The sequence below is a fragment of the Pseudomonas putida genome, assembly GCF_022627325.1.
Lineage (GTDB): Bacteria > Pseudomonadota > Gammaproteobacteria > Pseudomonadales > Pseudomonadaceae > Aquipseudomonas > Aquipseudomonas putida_X.
The window spans coordinates 666831-681112 of sequence record NZ_JAETZZ010000001.1; the positions used below are offsets into that span (position 1 = coordinate 666831).

The 14282-nt window shown below is 62.5% G+C and carries 12 protein-coding genes; 7 read left to right on the forward strand and 5 right to left on the reverse strand.

What is annotated here, in order from left to right; translation table 11 throughout:
- Window positions 1-61 precede the first annotated feature (61 nt).
- From JNA92_RS03065 to cysB, 3 genes are all read left to right on the forward strand, one after another.
- The gene (locus JNA92_RS03065; protein WP_241803249.1) at window positions 62-1009 is read left to right on the forward strand and encodes a putative 2-dehydropantoate 2-reductase; all 948 of its coding nucleotides are present in this window, start codon (window positions 62-64) and stop codon (window positions 1007-1009) included.
- Window positions 1010-1112: 103 nt separating this feature from the next.
- A complete protein-coding gene (locus JNA92_RS03070) occupies window positions 1113-1610 on the forward strand; it encodes a universal stress protein (RefSeq protein ID WP_241803250.1) in 498 nt (165 codons plus the stop codon).
- Window positions 1611-1739: 129 nt separating this feature from the next.
- Window positions 1740-2714 (forward strand): HTH-type transcriptional regulator CysB, encoded by a 975-nt coding sequence (gene cysB, locus JNA92_RS03075; RefSeq protein ID WP_241803251.1) that lies wholly within the window; start codon window positions 1740-1742, stop codon window positions 2712-2714.
- 119 nt (window positions 2715-2833) lie between these two features.
- On the opposite strand, the gene JNA92_RS03080 is transcribed toward cysB, so the two are convergent.
- The 5 genes from JNA92_RS03080 to JNA92_RS03100 all read right to left on the reverse strand — a co-directional run bounded on the left by JNA92_RS03080 (window position 2834) and on the right by JNA92_RS03100 (window position 8263).
- Window positions 2834-3568: a phosphoadenylyl-sulfate reductase gene (locus tag JNA92_RS03080; protein ID WP_241803252.1), complete on the reverse strand. Its 735-nt coding sequence runs from the start codon at window positions 3566-3568 to the stop codon at window positions 2834-2836.
- A 118-nt stretch (window positions 3569-3686) separates the two neighbouring features.
- Window positions 3687-5030, reverse strand: coding sequence for an aminodeoxychorismate synthase component I (pabB, locus tag JNA92_RS03085; RefSeq protein ID WP_241803253.1), 1344 nt, complete (start codon window positions 5028-5030; stop codon window positions 3687-3689).
- A gap of 172 nt (window positions 5031-5202) precedes the next feature.
- A complete protein-coding gene (locus tag JNA92_RS03090) occupies window positions 5203-6186 on the reverse strand; it encodes an alpha-L-glutamate ligase-like protein (RefSeq protein ID WP_241803254.1) in 984 nt (327 codons plus the stop codon).
- Window positions 6186-7721, reverse strand: a complete 1536-nt coding sequence (locus JNA92_RS03095) for an inactive transglutaminase family protein (RefSeq protein ID WP_241803255.1) — start codon at window positions 7719-7721, stop codon at window positions 6186-6188. Before JNA92_RS03095 ends, JNA92_RS03090 begins: the two co-directional genes overlap by 1 nt.
- A gap of 5 nt (window positions 7722-7726) precedes the next feature.
- On the reverse strand, window positions 7727-8263 hold the full coding sequence (locus JNA92_RS03100; RefSeq protein ID WP_241803256.1) for an ATP-dependent zinc protease family protein: 537 nt from the start codon (window positions 8261-8263) through the stop codon (window positions 7727-7729).
- 294 nt (window positions 8264-8557) lie between these two features.
- Between JNA92_RS03100 and JNA92_RS03105 the strand changes: the two genes are divergently transcribed.
- The 4 genes from JNA92_RS03105 (at window position 8558) to acnD (ending at window position 14259) form a co-directional block, all read left to right on the forward strand.
- A complete protein-coding gene (locus JNA92_RS03105; protein WP_241803257.1) occupies window positions 8558-9262 on the forward strand; it encodes a GntR family transcriptional regulator in 705 nt (234 codons plus the stop codon).
- Between the two features lie 8 nt (window positions 9263-9270).
- The gene (gene prpB, locus JNA92_RS03110; protein ID WP_241803258.1) at window positions 9271-10161 is read left to right on the forward strand and encodes a methylisocitrate lyase; all 891 of its coding nucleotides are present in this window, start codon (window positions 9271-9273) and stop codon (window positions 10159-10161) included.
- A gap of 227 nt (window positions 10162-10388) precedes the next feature.
- A complete protein-coding gene (prpC, locus tag JNA92_RS03115; RefSeq protein ID WP_241803259.1) occupies window positions 10389-11516 on the forward strand; it encodes a bifunctional 2-methylcitrate synthase/citrate synthase in 1128 nt (375 codons plus the stop codon).
- A gap of 154 nt (window positions 11517-11670) precedes the next feature.
- Window positions 11671-14259 (forward strand): Fe/S-dependent 2-methylisocitrate dehydratase AcnD, encoded by a 2589-nt coding sequence (gene acnD / locus JNA92_RS03120; RefSeq protein WP_241803260.1) that lies wholly within the window; start codon window positions 11671-11673, stop codon window positions 14257-14259.
- Window positions 14260-14282 lie beyond the last annotated feature (23 nt).

Sequence of the window (14282 nt, forward strand, 5' to 3'; positions counted from 1 at the left end):
AGGTGCGCAAAACGCCTCAATCGGTGTAGAAAAGCACACCGACATTGATCAGGAGATCAGCATGGACCCTCGCAAACCACGCATCGGCATTATTGGCAGTGGTGCCATCGGCGGCTTTTATGGCCTGATGCTGGCGCGGGCCGGGTTCGACGTGCATTTTCTGCTGCGCAGCGAATTTGCGGAGGTTCGAGCGCATGGCCTGAGGCTGGAAAGCGCTGTGCACGGCGACTGGCGCATGCCGGTTCAGGCGTATTCCAGCGTTGCCGACATGCCGCCGTGCGACTGGTTGCTGGTAGGCACAAAAGCCACCAGCAATGGCGAATTGGCGCCGCTGATTGCGCAGGCTTCGGCACCCGATGCCAAGGTGGTGCTGCTGCAGAACGGTTTGGGTGTCGAGGAACAGCTACGGCCAGCGTTGCCCGACAATCTGCACTTGCTCGGTGGCTTATGCTTCATCTGTGTCAACCGTGTGAGCCCTGGTGTGATACGCCATCAGGCGCTGGGCGCAGTCAACCTGGGCTATCACAGCGGCCCCGCCAGCGATGGGGGGGTGAGCATCGTAGAGGAGGGCGCCAGGCTGTTCCGTGCTGCGGGTGTCGACTCCCAGGCCATGGACGACCTCGGTCAGGCGCGCTGGCAGAAGCTGGTATGGAATGTCCCCTACAACGGCCTTTCGGTGTTGCTCGGTGCCAGTACTTCGCCGCTGATGGCCGATGCTGACAGCCGTGAGCTTGTTCGGGCACTGATGGCCGAGGTGGTTCAGGGCGCTGCTGCCTGCGGTCATGAGCTGCCAGCCGGTTATGCCGAGCACTTGTTCCGGATCACCGAGCAGATGCCCGACTACTGGCCGAGCATGTACCACGATCACGTCCAGCAGCGGCCGCTGGAACTCCAGGCTATCTATGCCGAGCCTCTGGCCCGGGCGCAAGCGGCAGGCTGCAGCCTGCCGCGCATGCAGATGCTCTACCAGGCACTGGCCTTCGTCGACCGCGCCAATCGTGCTGGCTGAACCTCTACAGCCCGCATTGGCAGTGCGCCGGGCGGCCGAGCGCGCGCCCGGCGCGCTGCTAAGCTGAAGCTTGCTCTGCCGCCACGGCAGTCGAGGAGGTCGAATGATCCGCTCCATGCTGTACGCCACCGACCTCGGTGTCTACGCCCCTTTTGTCATGCAGCACGCATTGGCCCTGGCCCGCACGTTCGGCGCGGAACTGTATGTGATTCATGCCGTAGAGCCCATGGGGCAGTTCGCCGAATCCCTTTTGCAAAGCTACCTCGATGAGCAGACGCTCGACGCGTTGCACAGTGAGGGCGTCAATACAGTGATGGCTAACATCGAGCAGCGTGTGCTGGAGAACTTCCGTGAGGAATTGGGCGAGGACGCGGACCTGGCGGTGATCAAGGCGGTTCGGGTGCGCCAGGGTGATCCGGCCCAGGTCATCCTGGAGCAGGCGCAGCGTTTGAGTGTCGACCTGCTGATTTTTGGCAGCCACAGCGCCGGTGCCGGGGTGGACGTACCAGTTGGTCGAACGGCTGTGCGCTTGCTGCAGTTATCCACGGTGCCGGTGTACATGGTGCCACTTTCGCAACATCTCGGCCGTAGGAAAACGTGAAGGTGGTGGTAGGCAGTTTCGGAGCGGCGTGTAACAAAATAGTTCTATTTTTATTTCGGTAGCCACTAATATAGTTATATATCGTCGCTGCTTGCTGCCGCTGACTTACCGCTGATTCGAGGGGAACCTATGAAGCTTCAACAATTGCGCTACATCTGGGAAGTGGCGCACCACGACCTCAACGTCTCCGCGACGGCGCAAAGCCTGTATACCTCACAGCCGGGGATCAGCAAGCAGATTCGCCTGCTCGAGGATGAGCTGGGTGTTGAAGTGTTTGCCCGCAGCGGCAAGCATCTTACGCGTGTCACTCCCGCGGGGGAGCGCATCATCAATACCGCTGGCGAAATCCTGCGCAAGGTCGAAAGCATCAAGCAGATCGCCCAGGAATTCTCCAACGAGAAGAAGGGCACGTTGTCCATCGCCACCACCCATACTCAGGCGCGCTATGCGCTGCCGCCGATCATCAGCAGCTTCATCAAGCAGTACCCGGAAGTCGCCCTGCACATGCATCAGGGCTCGCCCATGCAGATTGCCGAGATGGCTGCGGACGGTACCGTCGACTTCGCCATTGCCACCGAGGCGCTGGAGCTGTTTGGCGACTTGATCATGATGCCGTGCTACAAATGGAACCGTTGCGTGGTGGTGCCCCAGGGCCACCCGCTGACCAAATTGCCGAAGCTGACGCTGGAAGCGGTCGCCGAGTACCCGATCGTCACCTATGTGTTCGGTTTCACTGGCCGCTCCAAGCTGGATGAGGCCTTCAATCACCGTGGCCTGACACCTAAGGTGGTGTTCACTGCTGCCGACGCCGACGTGATCAAGACTTACGTGCGTCTGGGGCTGGGCGTGGGCATCGTCGCCAAGATGGCGGTGGACAGCAAGCTGGACAGCGACCTGGTGGCGCTCGATGCCAGTGAGCTGTTCGAGGCCAGCATCACCAAGATCGGCTTCCGCCGCGGCACCTTCCTGCGCGGTTTCATGTGCGATTTCATCGAAAAATTCGCGCCGCACCTGACCCGTGAAGTCATGGCCAAGGCCATCCAGTGCCACAACAAGCAGGAACTCGAAGAACTGTTTGCCGGGGTTGAGTTGCCTGTGCATTGACAGCAGCTGCAAGCTTCAAGCTGCAAGCTTCAAGAAAGAGCAGTCCGCGTGGGCTGCTCTTTCTTCTTGAGGCTGGAGAGTTGCAGCTTGAGGCTTGCAGCTTGCAGCTTGCAGCTGCTTCAGGCCTTGCTGATGAGGTTGCCGGCGTGCAGGCCGCATTCCTTTTGGGTCGACTCTTCCCACCACCAGCGGCCTTCACGCTCGTGCTGGTTCGGCAGCACCGGGCGGGTGCATGGCTCGCAACCAATGCTGATGAAGCCGCGTTCGTGCAGGCTGTTGTACGGCAGTTCGAGCATCCGGATGTAGCCCCAGACTTCCGCGCTGGTCATCTGCGCCAGCGGGTTGAATTTGTACAAGGGGCGTTCTGCTGTGGAGAAGGCACTGTCGAGTTCCAGTGCTGCCACCTGGCTGCGGGTGCCCGGGCTCTGGTCACGGCGCTGGCCGGTGGCCCAGGCGCTGACGGTGGCTAGCTTGCGCCGCAGCGGCTCGATCTTGCGGATGCCGCAGCACTCGCCATGGCCGTCCTTGTAGAAACTGAACAGGCCCTTTTCCTGGACGAACGGGTCGAGTTTGGCGCGATCCGGGCTGAGGATCTCGATCGGCAGGTTGTACTGCTCGCGCACCTGGTCGATGAACCGGTAAGTCTCAGGGTGCAGGCGGCCTGTGTCGAGGCTGAACACCTTGACCTGCTTGTTCAGTTTCCAGGCCATGTCGACCAGCACCACGTCCTCGGCGCCGCTGAAAGAGATCCAGAGATCGTCGCCGAAGTGCTCGAAGGCGAGCTTGAGGATGTCCTGCGGGGATTTGCTGGCATAGGTCGCGGCCAGGGCGGCGACGTCGAAGGGTTGGCTCATCAGGCGGTTTCCATCTTGGCTGTGGCGCTGTGCGCTCGTAATGAAGTGATGGTAACAAAAAATGGCAGGCTAGACGCTGTGCCTGTACCGGCCCTGGGCTGGGGCAGCCAGCGCTGGGTTACAGACTCTGCAAGGTTTCCATCAATACCCGCACCTTGGCGATCGACTCTTCGTATTCCGATTGCCAGTCGGAGTCCGCCACCACCGCGCCACCGCCCCAGCAGCTGACCTGGCCGTCCTTGATCAGTAGGCTGCGAATGGCGATGGAGCTGTCCATCTCACCGCGCACATCCACGTACAGCAAGGACCCGCAATACAGCGCGCGACGGCTGGGCTCCAGCTCGTCGATGATCTGCATGGCGCGGATCTTGGGGGCGCCGGTGATCGAGCCGCCAGGGAAGCTGTCGCCGATCAGGTCCAGTGCGTCCTTGTCGATGGCCAGTTGCCCGGTGATGCTGCTGACCAGATGGTGCACGTTGGGGTAGCTTTCCAGGCTGAACAGCTCCGGCACCTTCACCGAACCGATCTGGCAAGTGCGGCCCAGGTCGTTACGCAGCAGGTCGACGATCATCAGGTTTTCCGAGCGGTCCTTGGGGCTGTGGCGCAGCGCCTCGGCATTGCGGGCGTCTTCAGCCGGGTCGGCCGAGCGCGGGCGGGTGCCCTTGATCGGCCGGGTCTCCACCTGCCCCTGGCTGACGCGGATGAAGCGTTCTGGAGAAAAACTCAACAGAGCGCTGCCGTCGGCCAGTTGCTGGTAAGCAGAGAACGGCGTCGGGCAGGCCTTGCGCACTGCCTGGTAGGCGCCCCAGGGGTCGCCCTGGCACGGAGCACGGAAGCGTTGGGTCAGGTTGATCTGGTAGCAGTCACCGGCCTCTATGTAGCGCTGAACCTGGTCGAATGCTGCCTTGTATTGCCCAGGCTGCAAGTCGCCTGTCATGGCGGCGAGCAGGTGGAAATCGCCGCTGGCAGTGTCATCGGGTTTTTCAAACAAGGCGATCAGCCGCTCACGCTCGTCATCAGCCAGCTGGGGGTGGAACACCAGTTGGCTGGTGCCATGCTGGTGATCGGTCACCAACGCCCAGCCATACAACCCAAGCTGGGCGTCGGGCAGGCCAAGATCATCCTTGGCCAGGCACGGCAGGTGTTCCAGGCGTCGGCCGAAGTCGTAGCTGAGGTAGCCGATCAGGCCCCCGGCAAAGGGCAGCTCGACACCCTCGGGCAAATGGGCAGGGCCAAGTTGTTTCAGGCTGGCGCGCAGCCGTTGCAGGAAGGCACGGCCATCTTCATCGGGCAGTACCTGCAAGTGTTGCAGCGGCCAGGCGCTGAGCAGGTCGAAGCGGCCGCGCTCGGCGCCTGGCCGGGCGCTGTCGAGCAGGATCGCTCCGGGCGCCTGGCGCAGGCGGGCGAAGTACGCGGCGGGTTCGGGCTGGTAGGGCAGGGGGTAGAGCGTACAGGTCGGCATCAGTGTGGACGGCGATGTAAAAGCGAGGAGGGCGATTGTAGACCTGTGCTGGAAATGCGCCTAGCGCCAGTGTGATTTTCCGGCAGTGTATTGAAGCCATCGCCGGCAAACCGGCCCCCAGGGGCTGCGTAGCCCATGCTGCGGGGGCCGGCTTGCCGGCGATGGGGCAAGGCTATCCGTGCGGATGCACGTGCCCGAACAGGCTTTGCGCCACCCGCACGCGCTGTTCGGCATCCTCGGTTACACCGTCCTTGGCCAGCGCCTCGATGTGCGCCTCGATGGCATGGGTGCGCTGGGTCAGCCCGGTGTCGTTGGCGATCTGGATGTTCAGCCCTGGGCGAGCATTGAGTTCGAGAATCAATGGCCCCTTGTCCTGGTCCAGCACCATGTCCACACCGATGTAGCCCAGGCCGCACAGCTCATAGCAGCCGGCGGCCAGCTTCATGAAGCCTTCCCAGTTCGGCAGCTGTACGCCATCTACCGCATTTGTAGTGTCCGGGTGCTTGCTGATGATGTTGTTCAGCCAGGTGCCGCGCAGGGTCACTCCGGTGGCCAGGTCCACGCCTACACCGATGGCGCCCTGGTGCAGGTTGGCCTTGCCGCCGGACTGGCGGGTTGGCAGCCGCAACATGGCCATCACCGGGTAGCCCATCAGCACGATGATGCGGATGTCAGGCACGCCTTCGTAGCTGATGCTCTTGAAGATCTGGTCGGGGGTTACCCGGTACTCGATCAGCGCGCGGTCGCGATGCCCGCCGAGCGAGTACAGGCCGGTAAGGATGCTGGAGACCTGATGCTCGATCTCTTCATGGCTGATGATCTTGCCGGAAACGGTGCGGTAGCGGTCCTCGAAACGGTCGGCAATCACCAGGATGCCGTCACCGCCGGCGCCCTGGGCCGGCTTGATGACGAAATCGTTGCGCCCGCCGATGATCTGGTGAAGCTTGTCGATCTGCTTCTCGGTCTCGATGATGCCGTACATTTCAGGCACGTGAATGCCTGCTGCCAGCGCACGCTCCTTGGTGATGATCTTGTCGTCGACGATCGGGTACAGGTTGCGCTTGTTGTACTTGAGCACATAGTCCGCATTGCGGCGGTTGATACCCATGATGCCCCGGGCCTCCAGGGCTTTCCACGTCTTGATCAGGCCAAACATCAGGCGTCAGCCTTCTTCAGGAATGCCTTGAAGCGCACCAGCTCGGTCAGGCGGTAGCCGCGGTAGCGACCCATCGCCAGCATGAAGCCCACCAGGACCAGCAGTACCGCCGGGAAGGTGAAGACGAAGTACACCAGCTCCGGCACCATCATCAGCAGGTGGGCAAGCGACGCTGCGAACAGGGTGCCGATCGCCACTTTCATGGCATGGCCGCCGCCACGTTCTTCCCAGGTGATCGACAGGCGCTCGATGGTCATGGTCAGGATCACCATCGGGAACAGCGCCACCGACAGGCCGCGCTCCAGCCCCAGCTTGTGGCTGAACAGGCTGATGGCGGCAATCAATACCACGACGAAGGTCAGTACCACCGAGAGGCGCGGCAGCATCTGCAGCTTGAGGTGCTCCAGGTAGGAGCGCAGCGACAAGCCCAATGCCGTGATGACGGTGAACAGCACGATGCCAAAGCCCAGTTGGGTCTCGCGGAACGCCAGGGCGATCAGGACCGGTGTGAACGTGCCCAGGGTCTGGATGCCGATCAGGTTGCGCAGCACCAGGATCACCAGCACGCCGATCGGGATCATCACCATGATCATGAAGGTCTGCTGGGTCTGCAGCGGCAGGCCGTACAGCGAGTATTCGAGGAAGTCGGCGTCGGTGTTCTCGTCGGTCAGCTTGGCCAGGCGGATGGCGTTCATCTCGCTGTTGTTCATGCTGAACGTGACGTTGGCTTTCTTGCCGCCATCGACGGTGACCAGGTTGTCATCACCGGTCCACCACAACAGGCGGTCGCTGGGCAGGCCCTGCTCACCGGTGTCCGGATTGAAGTACAGCCAGTCGCTGCCGTTGAAGCTGCGCAGCCAGAGTTCGGGGGACTGCGGCGTATCGGCCACCAGGCGGATGGTATGGACCTTCTCCATCGGCACATGCGCGATCGACAGCAGCAGGTCGATGACCTGGGCCTTCTTCATGGGCGAGGTATCGCCGGCCAGCAGCAGCTTGACGTTGTCGTCGTTGAGGTTGTTGACCCGCTTGATGGTTTCGCTGACGAAGGTCTCGACGTCGGCGGAATGCTGGCGGATCGGCGCCATCAGCGCTTCCGCGGCGATCTTCTCAGGGCCCTCTACCGCCAGGCTATCGCGGAAGGTCGGGCCTTTGATGGCGGACTTTTCGCTGCTGTAACGCTTGGTCAGCACCAGGCGATAGTAGAGGGTCTGGTTGCCGCTGGCGCGGCGGGCCGACCAGGTTACCTTGCGGTTGCCATCGGCGCGGTTGACGCTGACCCCGTAGTTGTTGGAGATGAAGCTCTCGTTGAGGCTGACGTAGTCGCGATTCAGCGGCGGTACGAACATTTGTACCTTGACCGGGTCCTTGCTGTTGGCGACGAACTCGACCTTGGCGTCGATGTTCCAGAGGTCGTCGGTTTCGTCTTCGGTCACCGGGATGCCGAGGAAGAAGATCTGATAAGCCGTGACCGCCACGCCCAGCAGCACCAGTACGGTGATCAGGACTTTCAGATGGAGGGTAAGAGAGCGCATCGGGATTACTCTGCTTTGGGAGCGTCGGTGGCACAGGCAGGTTTGCCGGCCGCGTATTTAAGGCTTGGGTCGACCAGCGCGTCGAAGTGCTTGAGCGCCTCGGAACCGATCAGCAGCGGGAACTGGAACGCGCTACGGTCGGTGAGGTTGACTTCGATGGTGCGAAGGGCCTGGCCCATGCAGATTTCGAGTTCGATGACCGGGCGGGCGGTATAGGCCTTGCCCGATTCGGCATCATAGTCGCCTGCGCGGCGCTTGATCTTGCTGACGCGCGCCAACGGGCGTTCGATGGGGTGCGAATGGGCGGCGTCAATGGCCAGGTAGAAACGCACCCAGCTTTCGCCGTTGCGCTTGAAACGCTTGATGTCGCGGGCACTCAGTGACGCGGTCTTGGCGCCGGTGTCGAGTTTGGCGGCCACTTCCAGGTCGAGTTCGCCAAGGCGGGCGTATTCATTAAGACCGTACACGGTCTTGCCCGCCGCCTGGCCAAGGGCCGGCAGCAGGGTGAGGCATAACAGCAATAAAACGGGTGTAAGTCTCATAGTCCTGGCGCGGTGCTGTGCTGGGTTCGGGGCAAGGCGACTGGCAGGTACTGCGCAAGCTTCCTCGGTTCATCTGTCAACAACATGAATGGATGACAGAAACGCTATCCATACTCCGTTGGAGGCGCGGCATTCTATCACGCCGAGGCCTTGGCGCCAGCGCGTCGCGATCTGACAACGCCATCACTCATTAAGTTCGCGCTTGGAAGATTGTCGACAATGTTCATTTTTGCTTTGACTGCTTGAGCTATTTTCGTTAGTTTCTGTTCAAGAGCTTACCAAGGTGTCAACAATATGCTGGACGTCATCACCCCCAGCCCCTCGATGTCGGATGAAACGGAAACCTTGTCCGAGAACGTTTTTCGGCGCATCCAGGCTGCGATCGTCAGCGGGGAAATTGCCCCAGGCAGCAAGATCTCCGAGCCGGAGCTCGCGCGAACCTATGGCATCAGCCGGGGCCCGCTGCGTGAGGCCATCCATCGCCTGGAGGGCCAGCGCCTGTTGGTGCGGGTGCCGCATGTGGGGGCGCGTGTGGTGTCGCTCAGCCATGCCGAACTGATCGAGTTGTACGAAATCCGTGAGTCGCTCGAGGGCATGGCATGCCGCCTGGCCGCCGAGCGCATGAGCCAGGGCGAAATCGATGAGCTGCGCCGGGTGCTGGACACCCACGAGCGCGACGCAGCGTTCCAGGCGGGGCTGGGCTATTACCAGCAGGAAGGCGATTACGACTTCCATTACCGGATCATCCAGGGCAGTGGCAACCAGACCCTGGTCAAGATGCTCTGCGGCGAGCTGTACCAGCTGGTGCGCATGTACCGCATCCAGTTTTCCGCCACGCCCAACCGCCCGCGCCAGGCTTTTGCCGAACACCACCGCATTCTCGATGCCATCGCCGACCGTGACGGCGAGCTTGCCGAACTCCTGATGCGCCGCCACATCGGCGCGTCCAAACGCAACATCGAGCGTCACTACCTGGACGCCAACAACAACAGCCTTTGAGGTGAGAAATGACTGTGAAGAGCACCCCTGGTCAGCGTTTTCGCGATGCCGTTGCCGCCGAGCATCCTCTGCAGGTGGTCGGTGCCATCAACGCCAACCATGCGCTGCTGGCCAAGCGCGCCGGCTTCAAGGCCATCTACCTGTCCGGTGGGGGTGTCGCCGCGGGTTCGCTGGGCTTGCCGGACCTGGGCATTACCGGCCTGGATGACGTGCTGACCGATGTGCGGCGCATCACCGACGTGTGCGACCTGCCATTGCTGGTAGATGTCGACACCGGCTTTGGCGCCTCGGCCTTCAACGTTGCGCGCACCGTGCGTTCGATGAGCAAGTTCGGTGCTGCCGCCATTCATATCGAAGATCAGGTAGGCGCCAAACGCTGCGGCCACCGGCCAAACAAAGAGATCGTCTCCCAGCAGGAGATGGTCGACCGCATCAAGGCTGCGGTCGATGCCCGTACCGATGACAGCTTCGTGATCATGGCCCGTACCGATGCCCTGGCCGTGGAAGGCCTGAACGCAGCGCTGGACCGTGCTGCCGCCTGCATCGAGGCCGGAGCCGACATGATCTTCCCTGAGGCCATTACCGAACTGCAGATGTACAAGACCTTTGCCGACCGGGTGAAGGCGCCGATCCTGGCCAATATCACCGAGTTCGGTGCCACGCCGCTGTTCACCACCGAGGAGCTGGCTGGGGTGGACGTGTCGTTGGTGCTGTACCCGCTGTCGGCGTTCCGCGCCATGAACAAGGCCGCCGAGAATGTCTACACCGCACTGCGTCGCGACGGCACGCAGAAGAATGTGATCGACACCATGCAGACCCGCATGGAGCTCTACGATGCCATTGGCTACCACGCGTTCGAGCAAAGCCTCGATGCGCTGTTTGCCCAGAAGAAAGGCTGAGCCCATGCTGGCCTCATCGCCGGCAAGCCGGCTCCCGCAGGTACAGCGCCTGCCAGGAGCTTGCACACAGGTCAGCACCAAGCTAGGAGCTTGCACACAGGTACAGCACCAATACAGAGGCTTGCACAGTTGACTGTGGGAGCCGGCTTGCCGGCGATGAGGCCGGTACAGGCAGCCTGAATCAGCCAGAACGATATCCATAACAAGTTCAAGAAAGGAGAAACACCATGGCCGAAGCAAAAGTACTCAGCGGCGCAGGCCTGCGTGGCCAGGTGGCCGGTCAGACCGCACTGTCGACCGTAGGCCAGGCCGGGGCCGGCCTGACCTACCGGGGCTATGATGTGCGCGACCTGGCAGCAGGCGCCGAATTCGAAGAAGTGGCGTACCTGCTGCTATACGGCGAGTTGCCCAGCGAAGCAGAACTTGCCGATTACAAACACAAGCTCAAGGGCCTGCGCGACCTGCCGCAGGCACTCAAAGAAGTACTCGAGCGCATCCCGCGCGACGCCCACCCGATGGACGTCATGCGCACCGGCTGTTCGGTGCTGGGTACGCTGGAACCAGAATTGACCTTCGACGCCCAGCGGGACAAGACCGATCGCCTGCTGGCACTGTTCCCGGCGGTGATGTGCTACTGGTACCGCTTCACCCACCATGGCGTACGTATCGATTGCACCAGCGATGAGGACACCCTTGGCGGCCATTTCCTGCACCTGTTGCACGGCAAGAAGCCGAGCGAGTTGCACGTCAAGGTAATGAACGTTTCGCTGATCCTGTATGCAGAGCACGAGTTCAACGCATCGACCTTCACCGCCCGGGTCTGCGCCTCGACGCTGTCGGACCTGTACTCCTGCGTCACGGCAGCCATCGGCTCACTGCGCGGCCCACTGCACGGCGGCGCCAACGAGGCGGCGATGGAGCTGATCGAGCGCTTCCAGAATCCCCAGGAAGCTACCGCAGAGTTGCTGCGCATGCTCGAGCGCAAGGACAAGATCATGGGCTTCGGCCATGCCATCTACAAAGAGTCCGACCCGCGCAACGAGGTGATCAAGGGGTGGTCGAAACAATTGGCCGATGCCGTCGGCGACAAGGTGCTGTTCCCGGTCTCCGAAGCCATCGACAAGACCATGTGGGAGCAGAAACGTCTGTTCCCCAACGCCGATTTCTACCATGCATCGGCGTACCACTTCATGGGCATCCCGACCAAGCTGTTCACCCCGATCTTTGTCTGCTCGCGCCTGACCGGCTGGGCCGCGCACGTGTTCGAACAGCGCGCTAACAACCGCATCATCCGCCCGAGTGCCGAGTATGTCGGTGTCGAGCAGCGCCAGTTCGTGCCGATCGAGCAGCGCTGAAACAGCAGGCCCTGTAGCGAACCTGTGGGAGCCGGCTTGCCGGCGATGAAGGCGCCGCCTGATCCGCCCCGATCGCCGGCAACCTTGCTCCCATGATGACTGCAGCGCCTGTGCGTGTATCCACGACCGTAACGTGACCGAGCCTGATAATTCTATGAACACCGCATACCGCAAAAACCTGCCAGGCACGGACCTGGACTATTTCGACGCCCGTGCCGCGGTCGAGGCCATCAAGCCGGGTGCCTACGACAACCTGCCTTACACCTCGCGGGTGCTCGCCGAAAACCTGGTGCGCCGCTGCGACCCTGCAAGCCTGAATGCCTCGCTCGGCCAGCTGATCGAACGCAAGCGCGATCTCGACTTCCCGTGGTTCCCGGCCCGCGTGGTGTGCCACGACATCCTCGGCCAGACCGCGCTGGTCGACCTCGCCGGCCTGCGCGACGCCATCGCCGAGAAGGGGGGCGACCCGGCGGCGGTCAACCCGGTCGTGCCGGTGCAACTGATCGTCGACCATTCGCTGGCCGTCGAGTGCGGTGGCTTCGACCCGCAGGCCTTCGACAAGAACCGCGCCATCGAAGACCGTCGCAACGAAGACCGCTTCCACTTCATCAACTGGACCAAGAAGGCGTTCAAGAACGTCGATGTGATCCAGCCTGGTAACGGCATCATGCACCAGATCAACCTGGAGAAAATGTCGCCGGTTGTCCACAGCGATGGCGGTGTGGCCTACCCGGACACTTGCGTGGGCACCGACAGCCATACCCCGCATGTCGACGCCCTGGGCGTGATCGCCATCGGCGTTGGCGGCCTTGAAGCTGAAAACGTCATGCTGGGCCGCGCCTCGTGGATGCGCCTGCCGGAAATCGTCGGCGTGGAGCTCAGCGGCACGCTGGCAGCCACTATCACCGCGACCGACCTGGTGCTGGCCTTGACCGAGTTCCTGCGCAAGCAGAGGGTGGTTGGCGCCTACCTCGAGTTCTACGGCGAAGGTGCACGCGCCCTGACGCTCGGCGACCGTGCGACCATCTCCAACATGGCGCCGGAATACGGTGCAACCGCTGCAATGTTCGCCATCGACCAGCAGACCATCGACTACCTGAAACTGACCGGCCGTGAAGATCAGCAGGTCAAGTTGGTGGAGACCTACGCCAAAGCCACGGGCTTGTGGGCTGACGCCCTGGCCAACGCCGAATACGAACGCGTGCTGAGCTTTGACCTGTCGAGCGTGGTGCGCAACATGGCCGGGCCGTCCAACCCGCATGCCCGGGTTGCCACCAGCGACCTGGCGGCCAAGGGTATCGCCGGTGCCTGGGACGAGGTGCCGGGGCAGATGCCTGACGGCGCAGTGATCATCGCTGCGATCACCAGCTGCACCAACACCAGCAACCCGCGCAACGTGATCGCCGCCGGCCTGCTGGCGCGCAACGCCAACAAGCTCGGCCTGGCGCGCAAGCCGTGGGTCAAGTCGTCGCTCGCCCCAGGCTCCAAGGCCGTGCAGCTGTACCTGGAGGAAGCGGGGCTGGAGAAGGAGCTGGAGCAATTGGGCTTCGGTATCGTCGCCTTCGCCTGTACCACCTGCAACGGCATGTCCGGGGCGTTGGACCCGGTGATCCAGCAGGAAATCATCGACCGTGACCTTTATGCGACGGCGGTGCTCTCGGGCAACCGCAACTTCGATGGACGCATCCACCCGTACGCCAAGCAGGCATTCCTGGCCTCGCCGCCGCTGGTGGTGGCCTATGCCATTGCCGGCACCATCCGCTTCGACATCGAGAAGGATGTGCTGGGCGTGGTCGATGGTCAGGAAATCCGCCTCAAGGACATCTGGCCGAGCGACGAAGAGATCGACGCGGTGGTGCGCGCTGCGGTCAAGCCGGAGCAGTTCCGCAAGGTGTACATCCCGATGTTCGCTATCGAGCAAGACCGAGGGCCGAAAGTGGCGCCGCTTTACCAGTGGCGTCCGACGAGCACCTACATCCGCCGCCCGCCCTACTGGGAAGGCGCCTTGGCCGGTGAGCGCACGTTGCGCGGCATGCGTGCGTTGGCGGTGCTGCCGGACAACATCACCACCGATCACCTGTCACCGTCCAATGCCATCCTGCTCGACAGCGCGGCGGGTGAATACCTGGCCAAAATGGGCCTGCCGGAGGAGGACTTCAACTCCTACGCCACCCACCGCGGCGACCACCTGACGGCGCAGCGTGCCACCTTCGCCAACCCCAAGCTGTTCAACGAGATGGTGCGCAAGGCCGATGGCAGCGTGCAGCAGGGTTCGCTGGCGCGCCTGGAGCCGGAGGGCAAGGTGATTCGCATGTGGGAAGCCATCGAAACCTACATGCAGCGCAAGCAGCCGCTGATCATCGTTGCCGGTGCCGACTACGGCCAAGGCTCGTCCCGCGACTGGGCGGCCAAGGGTGTGCGGCTTGCCGGAGTCGAGGCGATCGTTGCCGAGGGCTTCGAGCGCATCCACCGCACCAACCTGGTGGGCATGGGCGTGTTGCCGCTCGAGTTTCTGCCGGGCACCGACCGCAAGACCCTGGGCCTGGATGGCAGCGAGACCTATGACGTGGCAGGTGAGCGCACGCCGCGTGCAACCTTGACGCTGGTGATAACGCGCAGCAATGGCGAACGGCTCGAGGTGCCGGTGACCTGCCGGCTCGATACCGCCGAAGAGGTGTCGATCTACGAGGCGGGCGGGGTGCTGCAGCGCTTCGCCCAGGACTTCCTCGAGGCGTCGGCCTGAGTAGTCGGCGCCTGTTCTGCAGC